Genomic DNA, 15,520 nt, shown 5'->3' with positions numbered 1-15,520 from the left:
CATTGAAGAGGCAAACAGCCTGGATTCGCCCCGCATTTCGCGTCAAGATCGCGCCAACTACCCGGAAAAGACATGAACCTGCGAATTCAGGAAGCTGGGCTCCTCCTAGGAAAGGCTGCCGTCGTGGCGGGTCTAGCCGTCTGGGGTGCCGCCATGGCGCAGATACGGCCGGAAACCATTTCGACCGGCCTTGAGAACCCCTGGGGCGTGGCCTTTCTGCCGGGCGGCCGTTTCGTGGTCACGGAGCGGGCCGGGCGGTTGCGGCTGATCGCTGCGGACGGCAAGATCGGCGCGCCCATCACTGGCCTGCCCCCCATTGCGGCCGGCGGCCAGGGCGGCTTGCTCGACGTGCTGGCCGATTCGGGCTTCGACAAGAACCGCACGCTGTATTTCTGCTTCTCGGAACCCGCAGCCGGCGGTGGTTCGGGCAACGGCACGGCACTGGCCAGCACGCAGCTTTCGGCTGACGGCACGCGGCTGGAGAACCTCAAAATCATCTTCAGCCAGCAGCCCAAGGTGGCCAGCCGCAACCATTTCGGCTGCCGCATCGTCGAGGCGCGCGACGGCACGCTGTTTCTCACGCTGGGCGAACGGTTCAGCCGCAAGGAGGATGCGCAGAAGCTCGACAACCACCTGGGCAAGGTGGTGCGCATCGCCAAGGACGGCTCGGCGCCCAAGGACAATCCCTTTGTCGGCCGGGCGGGTGCGCTGCCCGAGATCTGGAGCTATGGCCACCGCAACGGACAGGGCGCGGTGCTCGGGCCCGATGGCCGCTTATGGATGACGGAGCACGGCCCGCAGGGCGGCGACGAAATCAATATCCCGCAAGCCGGCCGCAACTACGGCTGGCCGGTGATCACCTATGGCGAGAACTATGGCGGCGGAAAGATCGGCGAGGGCATCACGGCGAGGGACGGCATGGAACAGCCGCTGCACTACTGGGTGCCGTCGATCGCGCCCTCGGGCATGGCTTTCCTCACCAGCGACCGCTACGGCGCGGCATGGAAGGGCAACCTGTTCGTGGGCTCGCTCAAGTTCGGCTATCTCGACCGCATCGAGCTGAAGGACGGCAAGGTGGTGGCCGAGCACAAGCTGCTGGCCGACGACCGGGCCCGCATTCGCGATGTGAAGCAGGGGCCGGACGGCCTGCTCTACGTGCTGACCGACGAATCCGACGGCAAACTGCTGCGCCTGCGGCCGAACTGAGGCGGGCCTTCAGTCCTCAGCCGGGGCAGCCCGGCAGCGGCAAGGTCGGCAGCATGCGGCGCCAGAGCCGCGTCCACTCGGGCCAGTCGTGGCCGCCTTCGGTCGTGAAGACGCGGTTGGCGGGCAGCGCGGCCGCCAGCAGCCGATGACTGAAGGCAAAGCGGTCGTCGACGCCATAGCCCAGGTAAAGCGGCGGCCGCGCGCCGAAGGTGGCGGTGGCGCCGACGTAGCCGCGCAGCCACTGCCACAGCTGGGTTTCGTTCGGTGTTCGCGGGTCGCTGCCCGGCGGATCGTCCAGCGGACCGGTCCAGCGGGCGAGGCCGCCGGCATTGGCGATGTCGGTGCCGAGCGCGCGTTCCCCGAGATAGGGCGCAATGGCCACAAGGCCCGCAAGCTCGCCGGGATGGGTCTGCGCGTAGAGCAGTCCGCCAAAGCCGCCGACCGAGATGCCGACGATCCAGATGGCCTTGTAGCCCTGGCTGCGCGCCGGCACCATCACGTCCTGGCTCAGGCGCTCGAGGATGGTCCTGGCGTTGTAGTAGCCCAGGTGCGCGTCGACCCGCATCACGTCCACCGCGAGCCTGTTGTCGTTCAGCGCCTTGACGAAGCCTTCGCGCTCGAATTCGTCGGGGTGCGAGTACGCGCCGGGCAGCATCACGATCAGCGTGTCGGCATTCGGCGTGCAGCTGCTCTTTTCGAGCCTGCGGTCCAGCGGCGCCTTGGCAGTGCGCAGGCCGCCGCATCCGGTCACCACCAGCGCCGCGCCAAGGGCCAGAATCGGCAAATGGCGCCGGGCCGAAAAGAAGATCCGCATCCGCCCGGAGTCTAGAGAGATACGCGCCGTTTCGGTGGTACGGTCTGGCCCATCAATTCCATCTGAATGAAAGAACCGGTTCATGCTGCTCGATGCCTCGCTTTCCCAACTCGTCCTGGTCGACTACCAGGCGCGGCTGATGCCGTCGATCTTCGAGGGCGAAGCGGTCGCGCAGAACGCAGTGCGGCTCGGCAAGATGGCCCAGCTGCTCCAGCTGCCGGTGTGGGGCACCGAGCACAACCCTTCCAAGCTGGGCGAGAACCTGCCCGACATCCGCGCGCTGTGCCAGCGCACCCTGTCGAAGATGCACTTCAGCGGCGTGGAAGAGGGGCTCGGCGAATGGCTGCGCGTGCCGGCGAAGGCGCCGCAGGGCAATGCCCGCAGCCTGCCCAAGCACCTGCAGAAGCCCGCGGCGGCTGCCGAAGAGCGCAATTCCATCGTGATCGCCGGCTGCGAAGCCCATGTCTGCCTGCTGCAGACCGCGCTCGACCTGCTGGAGGACGAGTTCGAAGTCTGGGTCGTCACCGACGCCTGCAGCTCGCGCACCGAGCGCAACCGCGACGCCGCCTTCGACCGGCTGGCCGGCGCCGGGGCCGAGCTCGTGACGACCGAGATGGTCGGCTTCGAATGGCTGCGCACCGCGGAGCACCCCGCGTTCTCTGAGCTGCTCACGCTGGTCCGATAGCCGCAACCGGCGGCGCACCGCAAGGGCTCGGCCGGATTGTTCCGGCCGTCAGCTTGCTGCAAGATCGGTCTCCATAATTATGAATTCAGTTTTGGCGATGCCGCCAGGGCTGAACGAATCAACGGAGACAAATCCAGATGAGCCGCTACGAAGAGTTCTACCGCCAGTCCGTCGATGCGCCCGAGGCCTTCTGGGCCGAGCAGGCGAAGCTGATCGACTGGCAAGCCCCCGCCGAGCAGATCCTCGACGCCAGCCAACCGCCTTTTGCGCGCTGGTTCGTGGGCGGCACCACCAACCTGTGTCACAACGCGGTCGACCGGCACCTGGCCGCGCGCGGCGGCCAGCCCGCGCTGATCTTCGTTTCCACCGAAACCGGCGTCGAGAAGAGCTACAGCTTCCAGGAACTGCACGCCGAGGTGCAGCGCACCGCCGCCAGCCTGATGGAGCTGGGCGTGGGGAAGGGCGACCGCGTGCTCATCTACATGCCGATGATTCCCGAGGCCGCCTTCGCGATGCTGGCCTGCGCACGCATCGGCGCGATCCACTGCGTGGTGTTCGGCGGATTCGCGAGCGGCTCGCTGGCCACGCGCATCGAGGACGCCGAGCCCAAGGTGGTGGTGAGCGCCGACGCCGGCTCGCGCGGAGGCAAGGTCATTGCCTACAAGCCGCTGCTCGACGAGGCGATCCGGCTGTCGAAATACAAGCCGGCCGCGGTGCTGCTCACCGACCGCGGCTTGGCACCCATGGAGCTGACGGCCGGCCGTGACCACCTGGCGGCCGAATTGCGGCAGAAGCACCTCGACGCCCAGGTGCCCTGCGCCTGGCTGGCCGCCACCGACATCAGCTACACCATCTACACCAGCGGCACCACCGGCAAGCCCAAGGGCGTGCAGCGCGACGTGGGCGGCTACGCCGTGGCGCTGGCCGCGAGCATGAAGCACATCTTCGACGGCCGCGCCGGCGAAACCTACTTCTCGACCAGCGACATCGGCTGGGTGGTGGGCCACAGCTACATCGTCTACGGTCCGCTGATCGCCGGCATGGCCACCCTCATGTACGAGGGCTTGCCCACGCAAGGCATCGACCGGCAGCCCGACGGCGGCATCTGGTGGCGCCTGGTCGAGAAGTACAAGGTGACGGTGATGTTCAGCGCGCCCACGGCGGTGCGCGTGCTCAAGAAGCAGGATCCGGCGCTGCTGAAGAGATACGACCTGTCGAGCCTGCGCGCGCTGTTCCTGGCGGGCGAGCCGCTCGACGAGCCCACCGCGCGCTGGATCAGCGAGGGCCTGGGCGTACCGATCATCGACAACTACTGGCAGACCGAATCGGGCTGGCCGATGATCACCATTGCCAACGGCGTCGAGGCCAAGCCCAGCAAGTTCGGCAGCCCCGGCGTCCCGATGTACGGCTACCGCATCAAGATATTGCACGAATCGACCGGCGAGGAACTGACCGCCCCCAATGAAAAGGGCGTGGTCGTGGTCGAAGGCCCGACCCCGCCCGGCTTCATGCAGACCGTGTGGAAGGACGACGCGCGCTTCGTCAGCACCTACTGGAAAAGTGTGCCCGGCAAGATGGTCTATTCGACCTTCGACTGGGGCATCCGCGACGAGGACGGCTATTTCTACATTCTCGGGCGTACCGACGACGTGATCAACGTGGCCGGCCACCGCCTGGGCACCCGCGAGATAGAGGAGAGCATCTCGGGCCACGCCAACGTGGCCGAGGTCGCGGTGGTGGGCGTGGCCGATGCGCTCAAGGGCCAGGTGGCGATGGCTTTCGTGGTGCCGAAGGACGGCATCGCCGTGACCGATGCCGACGCGGCGCTGAGGCTCGAAGGCGAGATCATGAAGGTGGTGGCCGACCAGCTCGGCGCCTTGGCGCGGCCTGCCCGGGTGCGCTTCGTCTCGGGCCTGCCCAAGACCCGCAGCGGCAAGCTGCTGCGGCGCGCCATCCAGGCCGTGTGCGAGCAGCGCGATCCGGGCGACCTGACCACCATCGACGACCCCGCCACGCTGCAGCAGATCAGGCAGCTGGTTTCTTCGGCCTGAGTGAGCAAACCGGGCCTTGCGAAGCCGCGCCGCGCCGTCATATGTCTGACGTGGCACAATGCGAAGGTACTCAGGCCCTTCCCCAGCCACAGTCGCATCCGCCAACCGGTTCAGCCGTGTCGCGGAAGGTTTCTTAACCAGCTAGTGCTTCCTTCAGGGAAGCGAAGGTCAGCGGATCATGAGCGATTCCTCCAAGCCCACGGCGTATGCCGCGTACCAGGGCAACACGTACCTCTTCGGTGGCAATGCGCCCTATGTCGAAGAGATGTACGAAAACTACCTCTCCAATCCCGGCAGCGTGCCTGACAACTGGCGTTCGTATTTCGACGCCCTGCAGAACGTGCCCGCAGCCGATGGCTCCAACACCAGGGACGTGCCTCACCAGCCGGTGATCAACGCGTTTGCCGAACGCGCGAAGCAGGGCACCACCAAGGTCGTGCAGGCCAGCGGCGCGGATTCCGAGCTCGGCCGCAAGCGCACCGCTGTCCAGCAGCTGATTGCGGCCTACCGCAACGTCGGCGCCCGCTGGGCCGACCTCGACCCCCTCAAGCGCGCCGAGCGCCCGGCCATTCCGGAACTCGAGCCCTCGTTCTACGGCTTCACCGATGCCGACCTCGAGACGGTGTTCAACACCAGCAACACCTTCTTCGGCAAGGAGACCATGTCGCTGCGCGACCTGCTCAATGCCTTGCGCGAAACGTACTGCGGCACCATCGGCGCCGAGTACATGTACACCACCGACCAGAACCACAAGCGCTGGTGGCAGCAGAAGCTCGAAAGCGCCCGCACCAACCCGCAGCTCAATGCGGACCAGAAGAAGCACGTGCTCAACCGCCTGACCGCGGCCGAAGGCCTCGAGCGCTTCCTGCACACCAAGTACGTCGGCCAGAAGCGCTTCTCGCTCGAAGGCGGCGAAAGCTTCATCGTCTCGATGGACGAGCTCATCAACCAGGCCGGCATCAAGGGCGTGCAGGAAATCGTGATCGGCATGGCCCACCGTGGCCGCCTCAACGTGCTGGTCAATTCGCTCGGCAAGATGCCGGCCGACCTGTTCGCCGAGTTCGACCACACCGCGCCTGAAGACCTGCCGAGCGGCGACGTCAAGTACCACCAGGGCTTCAGCTCGGACGTGACCACGCCCGGCGGCCCGGTGCACCTGAGCCTGGCGTTCAACCCCTCGCACCTCGAGATCGTGAACCCCGTGGTCGAAGGCTCGGTGCGCGCCCGCATGGACCGCCGCGCCGACCCGCAGGGCAAGCAGGTGCTGCCCGTGCTGGTGCACGGCGACGCTGCCTTCGCGGGCCAGGGCGTCGTGATGGAAACGCTGGCGCTGGCCGAAACCCGTGGCTACTTCACGGGCGGCACGGTGCACATCGTCATCAACAACCAGATCGGCTTTACCACCAGCGACCCGCGCGACAGCCGCTCGACGCTGTACTGCTCGGACATCGTCAAGATGATCGAGGCACCGGTGCTGCACGTGAACGGCGACGATCCCGAAGCCGTGGTGCTCGCCACCCAGCTCGCCCTCGAATTCCGCATGGAGTTCCAGAAGGACGTGGTGGTCGACATCATCTGCTTCCGCAAGCTGGGCCACAACGAGCAGGACACCCCCTCGCTCACGCAGCCGCTCATGTACAAGAAGATCGCCCAGCACCCCGGCACGCGCAAGCTGTACGCCGACAAGCTGGCGACGCAGGGCCTGGGTGCCACGCTCGGCGACGACATGGTCAAGGCCCAGCGCGCCGCCTTCGACGAAGGCCGCAACACGGTCGACCCGGTGCTCACGAACTTCAAGAGCAAGTACGCCGTCGACTGGAATCCCTACCTCAACAAGAAGTGGACCGACGCCGGCGACACCGCCATTCCGTCCAGCGAGTGGAAGCGCCTGGCCGAGAAGATCACCACGGTGCCGGCCGGCTTCACGGTGCACCCGCTCGTGAAGAAGGTGCTGGACGACCGCGCCGCCATGGGCCGCGGCGACGTCAACGTCGACTGGGGCATGGGCGAGCACATGGCCTTTGCCTCGCTGGTGGCCAGCGGCTACCCGGTGCGCCTGTCGGGCGAAGACTCGGGCCGCGGCACGTTCACGCACCGCCATGCCGTGTTGCACGACCAGAACCGCGAGAAGTTCGACGAAGGCACCTACACGCCGCTGCAGAACGTGGCCGAGAACCAGGCACCGTTCGTCGTCATCGACTCGATCCTGTCGGAAGAAGCGGTGCTCGCGTTCGAATACGGCTACGCCTCGAACGATCCGAACACGCTCGTGATCTGGGAAGCCCAGTTCGGCGACTTCGTGAACGGCGCGCAGGTGGTGATCGACCAGTTCATCGCCTCGGGCGAAGTGAAGTGGGGCCGCGTCAACGGCCTCACGATGATGCTGCCGCACGGCTATGAAGGCCAGGGCCCCGAGCACAGCTCGGCCCGCCTGGAGCGCTTCATGCAGCTGAGCGCCGACACCAACATGCAGGTGGTGCAGCCCACCACGGCCAGCCAGATCTTCCACGTGCTGCGCCGCCAGATGGTGCGCAACCTGCGCAAGCCTTTGATCATCATGACGCCGAAGTCGCTGCTGCGTAACAAGGACGCGACCTCGCCGCTGTCCGAGTTCACCAAGGGCGGCTTCCAGACGGTCATTCCGGACAGCAAGGGCCTGAAGGCCGAGAAGGTCAAGCGCCTGATCGCCTGCTCGGGCAAGGTCTACTACGACCTGGCCAAGAAGCGCGAGGAACAGGGCAGCGACGACGTGGCGATCATCCGCGTCGAGCAGCTCTATCCGTTCCCGCACAAGGCCTTCGCGGCCGAGATCAAGAAGTACCCGAACCTCGCCGATGTGGTGTGGTGCCAGGACGAGCCGCAGAACCAGGGCGCCTGGTTCTTCGTGCAGCACTACATCCACGAGAACATGCAGGAAGGCCAGAAGCTCGGCTACTCCGGCCGTGCCGCTTCGGCGTCGCCTGCAGTCGGCTACTCGCACCTGCACCAGGAACAGCAGAAGGCGCTGGTCGATGGCGCATTTGGCAAGCTCAAGGGCTTCGTGCTGACCAAGTAATTCCAAGCCTCTTTTTCACACGAACACCTGAAGAACAAAACGGAGCTCACTCCAAATGTCTATCGTAGAAGTCAAAGTCCCCCAGCTTTCCGAATCCGTGGCCGAAGCCACCATGCTCACCTGGAAGAAGAAGGCCGGCGAAGCCGTCGCCGTCGATGAAATCCTGATCGAGATCGAGACCGACAAGGTCGTGCTCGAGGTGCCCGCGCCCTCGGCTGGCGTGCTGGCCGAGATCGTGCAGCCCGATGGCGCCACCGTGGTGGCCGACCAGCTGATCGCCAAGATCGACACCGAAGGCAAGGCAAGCGCCGCAGCGCCTGCAGCAGCGGCACCCGCCGCCGCACCGGCCCCGGCAGCTGCGCCCGCAGCGGCTGCGGCCGCCACCGGCGGTTCGAAGTCCGACGTTGCCATGCCCGCTGCCGCCAAGCTGCTGGCCGACAACAACCTGAAGACCAGCGACGTGGCCGGCAGCGGCAAGGACGGCCGCGTCACCAAGGGCGACGTGCTCGGCGCCGTGGCCTCGGGCGCCAAKCCCGCGCCCGCCGTGGCCGCGCCGGCCGCCAAGCCCGCGCTGCCGCAAGTCGCCGCGCCCGCGGGTGCGCCCGACCTGGGCGAGCGCCCCGAGCAGCGCGTGCCGATGAGCCGCCTGCGCGCCCGCATCGCCGAGCGCCTGATCCAGTCGCAATCGACCAACGCGATCCTGACGACCTTCAATGAAGTCAACATGGCGCCCGTCATGGAGCTGCGCAAGCGCTTCCAGGACAGCTTCACCAAGGAGCATGGCGTGAAGCTCGGCTTCATGAGCTTCTTCGTGAAGGCCGCGGTGCATGCGCTCAAGAAGTACCCGGTGATCAACGCCTCGGTCGACGGCAACGACATCCTGTACCACGGCTACTTCGACATCGGCATTGCCGTCGGTTCGCCGCGCGGCCTGGTGGTGCCGATCCTGCGCAACGCCGACCAGATGAGCTTTGCCGACATCGAGAAGAAGATCGCCGAATACGGCAAGAAGGCACAGGACGGCAAGCTCGGCATCGAAGAGATGACCGGCGGCACCTTCTCCATCTCGAACGGCGGCACCTTCGGCTCGATGCTCTCGACGCCGATCATCAACCCGCCCCAGTCGGCCATCCTCGGCGTGCACGCCACCAAGGACCGCGCCGTGGTCGAGAACGGCCAGATCGTGGTTCGCCCGATGAACTACCTGGCCATGAGCTACGACCACCGCATCATCGACGGCCGCGAAGCCGTGCTGGGCCTGGTGGCCATGAAGGAAGCGCTCGAAGACCCGTCGCGCCTCCTGTTCGACATCTGAGGAGAAAGAATCAGATGGCCAACAAACAATTCGACGTCATCGTCATCGGCGGCGGCCCCGGCGGCTACATCGCCGCGATCCGCGCGGCGCAGCTGGGCTTCAACGTGGCCTGCATCGACGAGTGGAAGAACGGCAAGGGCGGCCCCGCACCGGGCGGCACCTGCACCAACGTCGGCTGCATTCCCTCGAAGGCGCTGCTGCAATCGTCGGAGCACTTCGACCAGGCCGGCCACCACTTTGCCGACCATGGCATCAAGGTCGAAGGCCTTGGGCTGGACCTCGACAAGATGCTGGCCCGCAAGGACCAGGTCGTGAAGCAGAACAACGACGGCATCCTGTACCTGTTCAAGAAGAACAAGATCACCTTCTTCCATGGCCGCGGCTCGTTCGTGAAGGCGGGCGAAGCCGGCTACGAGATCAAGGTGGCGGGCGCCGCCGAAGAGTCGATCGAGGGCAAGCACATCATCGTGGCCACGGGCTCCAACGCCCGCGCGCTGCCGGGTGCGCCGTTCGACGAGGAGAACATCCTCTCGAACGACGGCGCGCTGCGCATCGGCGCGGTGCCCAAGAAGCTGGGCCTGATCGGCTCGGGCGTCATCGGGCTTGAAATGGGTTCTGTGTGGCGCCGCCTCGGCGCCGAAGTCACGGTGCTCGAAGCGCTGCCGACCTTCCTCGGCGCGGTCGACGAGCAGATCGCCAAGGAAGCCAAGAAGGCCTTCGACAAGCAGAAGCTCAAGATCGAACTCGGCGTGAAGGTCGGCGAGATCAAGTCGTCCAAGAAGGGCGTGAGCGTGGCCTGGACCAACGCCAAGGGCGAAGCCCAGACGCTGGAGGTCGACAAGCTGATCGTCTCGATCGGCCGCGTGCCCAACACCATCGGCCTGAACGCCGAAGCCGTGGGCCTGAAGCTCGACGAGCGCGGCGCCATTGCCGTGGACGACGACTGCAAGACCAGCTTGCCCAACGTCTGGGCCATCGGCGACGTGGTGCGCGGCCCGATGCTCGCGCACAAGGCCGAGGAAGAGGGCGTTGCCGTGGCGGAGCGCATTGCGGGCCAGCACGGCCACGTCAACTTCAACACCGTGCCGTGGGTGATCTACACCAACCCCGAGATCGCATGGGTCGGCCAGACCGAGCAGCAGCTCAAGGCCGCGGGCCGCGCCTACAAGGCCGGCACCTTCCCGTTCCTCGCGAACGGCCGTGCACGCGCGCTGGGCGACACGACCGGCATGGTCAAGTTCCTGGCCGACGCGGCCACGGACGAGATCCTCGGCGTGCACATCGTGGGCCCGCAGGCCAGCGAGCTGATCTCCGAAGCCGTGGTGGCGATGGAGTTCAAGGCCAGCGCCGAAGACATCGCGCGCATCTGCCATGCGCACCCGTCGCTGTCGGAAGCCACGAAGGAAGCGGCACTTGCCGTGGACAAGCGCACGCTGAACTTCTGATCCTTTGACCAGCGTCAAACAGGCCTATGAGGCGGAACTCGCTGTGCGCGGGTTCCACAGCGATCCCGCGCAGCTGCGCGCCGTGGAAGCGCTGGATCGCTGCGCGCGGGAGTGGGGCGAGTACAAGGCCCAGCGCTCCAACGCGCTGAAGAAGTTCATCAACCGGCCCGAGCTGCCGCGCGGCGTCTACATGTACGGTGGCGTCGGGCGCGGCAAGAGCTTCCTGATGGACCTGTTCTTCAACGCGGTGCCGCTGCGCCGCAAGACGCGGCTGCACTTCCACGAGTTCATGCGCGAGGTGCACCGCGAACTGCGCGAGCTGCAGGGCACGGTCAACCCGCTCGACGAGCTCGGGCTGCGCATCTCCAAGCGCTACAAGCTGATCTGCTTCGACGAGTTCCACGTGGCGGACATCACCGACGCGATGATCCTTCACCGCCTGCTGGTGGCGCTGTTCGAGAACGGCGTGGGCTTTGTCACCACCTCCAATTTCAGGCCCGACGACCTTTACCCCGGCGGGCTGCACCGCGACCGCATCCTGCCCGCGATCGCGCTGCTCAACCAGAAGCTCGAGGTGCTGAGCGTGGACAACGGCACCGACTACCGGCGCCGCACGCTCGAGCAGCTGCGCATGTACCTGACGCCCAACGATGCCTCGGCCGAAAAGGAGATGCGCAAGGCCTTCGACAGGTTGGCCGAAACGGCCGACGAGAACCCGGTCCTGCACATCGAGCAGCGCGAGATCCGCGCCAGGCGCAAGGCCGGCGGTGTTGTGTGGTTCGACTTCAAGACGCTGTGCGGCGGACCGCGCTCGCAGAACGACTACCTCGAGATCGCGAGCCAGTTCCACACCGTGCTGCTGTCCGACGTGCCGCACATGCCGGTGCGCATGGCCTCCGAAGCGCGCCGTTTCACCTGGCTGGTCGACGTCTTGTACGACCGGCGCGTCAAGCTCATCATGTCGGCCGAGGTACCGCCGGAGGCGTTGTACACCGAGGGGCCGCTCGCGCACGAATTCCCGCGGACGGTTTCCAGGCTCACCGAAATGCAATCGAGCGAGTTCCTCTCCCTGGAACGCCGCATCGTGGACACTCGACTGACATGAAAAAAATTGTTCTCGCCATGCTGATGGCCTTGGGCAGCCTGCCGCTCTGGGCACAGTCCAACGCGGCTGCGGGCAATGCGAACTTCGAAGCGGAGCGCAGCCGGCTGGCCGCCGAGCGCGCGGCCATCGACGCGCGCTTCGAGAAGGAGCGCGCCGCCTGCTACCAGAAGTTCGCGGTCGAGGACTGCCTGCGCGACAGCCGCAAGCGCCGCCGCGTCGAGACCGACCACATCAAGCGCCAGGAAACGGCCATCAACGACATCGAGCGCCAGCGCCGTGGTGCGGCCGAACTCGAGAAGCTCGACCAGAAGGCGGCCACGCGGCGCCCGCAGGACACGCCCGAGAAGCAGGAAGAAGCTAAAAAAGCCCAGCAGGACCGCGAGCAGCGCGCGGCCGACCATGCGGCGAGCCGCGCCGCGACGGCGGCCGAGGCCGACGAGCGCCGGCGCCAGCTCGAGGCCAAGCAGAAGGCCCACGCCGACGAGCAAGCCAAGGCCGCCCAGCGGCGCGCCGAGGCGCCGGCGGCGGTCGAACGCTTCGAGAGCAAGCAGCAAAAGGCGGCCGAGCACCGGGCCAGCCGCGAGCGGCAGAACGCCGAGCGCACCAAGCCGCGCGGGGCGCCCTTGCCCCCGCCGCCGGCATCCCCGGCTTCGGCGCCCAGCCGCTGAGCCCACCTCGCCGGGCGAGCGCCAGTGGCAGCGCTCAGTCTTGAGGAAGCGCTTCGAGCTTCAGCACCACGATCGAAATGTTGTCGCCCGTGCCGCGCGCCCGGCGGCGCGCTTCTCCCACCAGGATTTCCACCGCTTCGCGCGGCGGCTCCGCGTACAGCACGCTGGCCAGCTCCTCGGGGCTGAAGTAGTGCCAGAGCCCGTCGCTGCAGGCCATCAGCAGGTCGCCCGGCTGCATCGCGGGAATGTAGTGCGGCTCGATGGGCGGGGGCGTCGTGGTCATGCCCAGGCATCCGAGGAGGATGTTGCCCTTGGGGTGGACATTGGCCTCGGCCTCGGTGATTTCGCCGCGGTCGATGAGCACCTGGACATAGGAATGGTCGCGCGTGCGCGTGACGAGCTCGCCGTTCTGGAAGTGGTAGATGCGCGAGTCGCCGGCATGGATCCAGGCGCAGTCGCCCTTGGGGTTCATCAGAAAGGCCGCCAGCGTGCTGTGCGGTTCCTGCTCGCTCGACAGGGCCGTGAGCTTGATGACCGTGTGCGCATCCTCCAGCAGCTGGCGCAGCACGGCCGCGGAGCTGTCGCGGTCGGGGTGGTAGCGCGTGAACAGCTGGCGCGCGGTCATCAGCACCTGGTCGGAGGCCTTGCGCCCGCCGCTGCGCCCGCCCATGCCGTCGGCAATGATGCCCAGCATGCAGCCGGGCACGCGCGGATGGCTCATCATCAGGACCTGGTCCTGCTGATAGGGGCGGTCTCCCTTGTGGAGACCGGTGGCGGCGGCAAGCCGAAAGCCTTGTGTCATGAGCGCAAATGCGCCTGCGGCGCGCCTTCTGTCTTCTCGTGGATTCGTACCAGGACGTATTATCGAGTGAACACGAGCTGCGGGCGGAATACGTTCGCAGCGCCAACGTTGGACTCCAATCTTCACTCCCTTTCCCGCCAATTGATCGAGCTGCGCATCGAACACGCCGACCTCGACGCCACCATCGACCGCCTGGCCGAAGCTTCGCCGCAGGACGAGCTGCTGCTGCGCCGTCTGAAGAAGCGCCGGCTTGCGCTGCGCGACCAGATCACGCGGCTCGAGAACGTGCTCGATCCGAAAGAACCCGCGTGAGCGAAACACTCGAGGACAAGGTGCGCGACGCCTTCGCGCAGGGCGGCGTCCTGTCGCGTGCGGCAGAACAGTTCCGCGAGCGCTCGGGGCAGACCGAAATGGCGCTGGCCGTCGCCCGCACCATCGAGGACGGCGGCGTGCTGGTGGTCGAGGCCGGCACCGGCGTGGGCAAGACTTTCTCGTATCTCGTGCCGGCGTTGCTGAGCGGCGAGCGCGTGCTGCTGTCGACCGCCACCAAGACCCTGCAGGACCAGTTGTTCGGCCGCGACCTGCCGCGTCTGGTCGAGGCGCTCGAGCTGCCGGTGCGCACGGCGCTGCTCAAGGGGCGCGCGAGCTACCTGTGCCTGCACCGGCTCGACCTGGCGCGCCACGATGCCTCGCTGCCCGAACGCGGCAGCCTGCGCACGCTCGCCAAGATCGAGCAGTGGTCCAAGGCCACGCGAACCGGCGACCTGGCCGAGCTGCCCGGGCTGGACGAGCGCTCGCCGCTCATTCCGCTCATCACTTCCACGCGCGAGAACTGCCTGGGCGCGCAGTGCCCGCAGTTCAAGCCCTGCCACGTCAACCTGGCGCGGCGCGAGGCGCTGGCGGCCGATGTGGTGGTCATCAACCATCACCTGTTCTTCGCCGATCTTGCAGTGCGCGAGACCGGCATGGCGGAATTGCTGCCGACCGTGAGCGTGGTGGTGTTCGACGAGGCCCACCAGCTCAACGAAACCGGCGTGCAGTTCCTGGGCGCGCAGCTCGGCAGCGGGCAGGCCCTGGACTTTGCGCGCGACCTGCTCGGAGCCGGCTTGCAGCATGCGCGCGGGCTGGTCGACTGGCAGCAGCTGGTGGCGGCCGTCGAACGCGCCGCGCGCGAGCTGCGGCTTGCGGTCGGCAAGCAGTGGCCCGGCACCAAGCTGCGCTGGGTGGGCCCGTCGCCGGAAGGCATCGACGCGCACGCCTGGCAGGACGCGCTCGAAGCCCTGCAGCACGCCTTTGAAATGGCTGCCGAAGGGCTCGATACCGTCAGCGAGATATCGCCCGATTTCGTGCGCCTGTATGAGCGGGCGCAGCAGCTCGCCAAGCGCGCGGCACGCTTCGCGCTGCCCTGCGAAACCGACTCGGTGCGCTGGGTCGACGTGGGCACGCAGCTGCGGCTGGTCGAATCGCCGCTCGACATTGCCGAGGCCATGCGCACGCGCGTGCTCAAGATCGGCAGCGGCGCGGCCCCCGACGACGGCGATGAACACGAAGCCCGCGCGGCGCCCGAAGACAGCGGACGCGCCTGGGTCTTCACCTCCGCCACGCTGGGCGACGAACCCACGCTGCGCTGGTTCACCGAGCCGTGCGGCCTGGGCGACGCCGAGGTGCTGCGGGTGCAGAGCCCCTTCGACTATGCCGCGCAGGCCGGGCTCTATGTGCCGCGTGCCTTTCCCAAGCCCAACGACGCCGCCCACAGCGCGCGCGTGGCGCAGCTGGCCGCACGCGGCGCCGCCGAGCTCGGCGGCCGGACCCTGGTGCTGACGACCACGCTGCGCGCGCTGCGCGCCATCGGCGACGAGATGAAGCAGCAGTTCGAACGGCTCGAGGCCGACGTGCGGCCCGAGGTGCTGGTGCAGGGCGAGCTGCCCAAGCGCGTGCTCATGGACCGCTTCCGCGAAGGCGCGGAGGGCGGGCGCGCCGGCTGCGTGCTGGTGGCATCGGCATCGTTCTGGGAAGGCTTTGATGCGCCCGGCGATGCATTGCAGCTGGTGGTGATCGACAAGCTGCCGTTCCCTCCGCCCAATGATCCGCTGGTCGAGGCGCGCTCGCAGCGCCTCGAAGCCCAGGGCCGCAGCTCGTTCAGCGACTATTCGCTGCCCGAGGCGGCCGTGGCGCTCAAGCAGGGAGCGGGGCGGCTGATCCGCCGCGAAACCGACTGCGGCGTGCTTGCCATTTGCGACACCCGCCTGGTCGCCATGGGCTATGGCCGGCGGCTCCTGGCCGCGCTGCCGCCGATGCGCAGGCTGGAAAGCGAAGCGGACTTCGAGGCGGCGATCGGCGAACTCAGGAACTCGCTCTCGGCCTGAAGGGCGCA

The 15,520-nt window shown here is 67.2% G+C and carries 12 protein-coding genes; 10 read left to right on the top strand and 2 right to left on the bottom strand.

Annotation, left to right across the window (positions count from 1 at the left end):
• The first annotated feature begins 153 nt into the window (after positions 1-153).
• The gene (locus tag AC1DMS_RS13290; protein ID WP_478181192.1) at positions 154-1,206 is read left to right on the top strand and encodes a PQQ-dependent sugar dehydrogenase; all 1,053 of its coding nucleotides are present in this window, start codon (positions 154-156) and stop codon (positions 1,204-1,206) included.
• A gap of 16 nt (positions 1,207-1,222) precedes the next feature.
• Here AC1DMS_RS13290 and AC1DMS_RS13285 read toward each other — a convergent pair whose 3' ends face one another.
• Positions 1,223-2,020 (bottom strand): alpha/beta hydrolase, encoded by a 798-nt coding sequence (locus AC1DMS_RS13285; protein WP_478181119.1) that lies wholly within the window; start codon positions 2,018-2,020, stop codon positions 1,223-1,225.
• An 82-nt stretch (positions 2,021-2,102) separates the two neighbouring features.
• On the opposite strand from AC1DMS_RS13285, the gene AC1DMS_RS13280 reads away from it, so the two are divergent.
• The 7 genes from AC1DMS_RS13280 (at position 2,103) to AC1DMS_RS13250 (ending at position 12,344) form a co-directional block, all read left to right on the top strand.
• Complete coding sequence (locus AC1DMS_RS13280; RefSeq protein ID WP_478181118.1) at positions 2,103-2,705, top strand: isochorismatase family protein; 603 nt, start codon at positions 2,103-2,105, stop codon at positions 2,703-2,705.
• Between the two features lie 131 nt (positions 2,706-2,836).
• The gene (locus AC1DMS_RS13275; RefSeq protein ID WP_478181191.1) at positions 2,837-4,756 is read left to right on the top strand and encodes a propionate--CoA ligase; all 1,920 of its coding nucleotides are present in this window, start codon (positions 2,837-2,839) and stop codon (positions 4,754-4,756) included.
• A 178-nt stretch (positions 4,757-4,934) separates the two neighbouring features.
• Positions 4,935-7,811 carry a 2-oxoglutarate dehydrogenase E1 component gene (locus AC1DMS_RS13270; protein ID WP_478181117.1) on the top strand — a complete coding sequence of 959 codons (2,877 nt, stop codon included), beginning with the start codon at positions 4,935-4,937 and terminating at the stop codon, positions 7,809-7,811.
• Between the two features lie 55 nt (positions 7,812-7,866).
• On the top strand, positions 7,867-9,126 hold the full coding sequence (gene odhB, locus AC1DMS_RS13265; protein ID WP_478181116.1) for a 2-oxoglutarate dehydrogenase complex dihydrolipoyllysine-residue succinyltransferase: 1,260 nt from the start codon (positions 7,867-7,869) through the stop codon (positions 9,124-9,126).
• 14 nt (positions 9,127-9,140) lie between these two features.
• Positions 9,141-10,571: a dihydrolipoyl dehydrogenase gene (gene lpdA / locus AC1DMS_RS13260; protein WP_012747292.1), complete on the top strand. Its 1,431-nt coding sequence runs from the start codon at positions 9,141-9,143 to the stop codon at positions 10,569-10,571.
• A 4-nt stretch (positions 10,572-10,575) separates the two neighbouring features.
• Positions 10,576-11,676, top strand: coding sequence for a cell division protein ZapE (gene zapE / locus AC1DMS_RS13255; RefSeq protein ID WP_027730835.1), 1,101 nt, complete (start codon positions 10,576-10,578; stop codon positions 11,674-11,676).
• Positions 11,673-12,344: a hypothetical protein gene (locus tag AC1DMS_RS13250; RefSeq protein WP_012747294.1), complete on the top strand. Its 672-nt coding sequence runs from the start codon at positions 11,673-11,675 to the stop codon at positions 12,342-12,344. Before zapE ends, AC1DMS_RS13250 begins: the two co-directional genes overlap by 4 nt.
• 34 nt (positions 12,345-12,378) lie before the next feature.
• On the opposite strand, the gene AC1DMS_RS13245 is transcribed toward AC1DMS_RS13250, so the two are convergent.
• The gene (locus AC1DMS_RS13245) at positions 12,379-13,146 is read right to left on the bottom strand and encodes a PP2C family protein-serine/threonine phosphatase (RefSeq protein ID WP_012747295.1); all 768 of its coding nucleotides are present in this window, start codon (positions 13,144-13,146) and stop codon (positions 12,379-12,381) included.
• A 108-nt stretch (positions 13,147-13,254) separates the two neighbouring features.
• On the opposite strand from AC1DMS_RS13245, the gene AC1DMS_RS13240 reads away from it, so the two are divergent.
• Positions 13,255-13,458 (top strand): YdcH family protein, encoded by a 204-nt coding sequence (locus AC1DMS_RS13240; protein WP_012747296.1) that lies wholly within the window; start codon positions 13,255-13,257, stop codon positions 13,456-13,458.
• Positions 13,455-15,512 carry a DNA repair helicase YoaA gene (locus AC1DMS_RS13235; RefSeq protein WP_027730834.1) on the top strand — a complete coding sequence of 686 codons (2,058 nt, stop codon included), beginning with the start codon at positions 13,455-13,457 and terminating at the stop codon, positions 15,510-15,512. The genes AC1DMS_RS13240 and AC1DMS_RS13235 overlap by 4 nt, the downstream gene beginning before the upstream one ends.
• Positions 15,513-15,520 lie beyond the last annotated feature (8 nt).

It is taken from the genome of Variovorax sp. 05T418, from assembly GCF_056396385.1.
This window is presented reverse-complemented; position numbering and strand designations above follow the sequence as displayed.

Coding starts and splice junctions, on each gene's coding strand:
- AC1DMS_RS13290 (WP_478181192.1), top strand. CDS start 154: ATGGCGCAGATACGGCCGGAAACCATTTCGACCGGCCTTGAGAACCCC.
- AC1DMS_RS13285 (WP_478181119.1), bottom strand. CDS start 2,020: ATGCGGATCTTCTTTTCGGCCCGGCGCCATTTGCCGATTCTGGCCCTT.
- AC1DMS_RS13280 (WP_478181118.1), top strand. CDS start 2,103: ATGCTGCTCGATGCCTCGCTTTCCCAACTCGTCCTGGTCGACTACCAG.
- AC1DMS_RS13270 (WP_478181117.1), top strand. CDS start 4,935: ATGAGCGATTCCTCCAAGCCCACGGCGTATGCCGCGTACCAGGGCAAC.
- lpdA (WP_012747292.1), top strand. CDS start 9,141: ATGGCCAACAAACAATTCGACGTCATCGTCATCGGCGGCGGCCCCGGC.
- AC1DMS_RS13250 (WP_012747294.1), top strand. CDS start 11,673: ATGAAAAAAATTGTTCTCGCCATGCTGATGGCCTTGGGCAGCCTGCCG.
- AC1DMS_RS13245 (WP_012747295.1), bottom strand. CDS start 13,146: ATGACACAAGGCTTTCGGCTTGCCGCCGCCACCGGTCTCCACAAGGGA.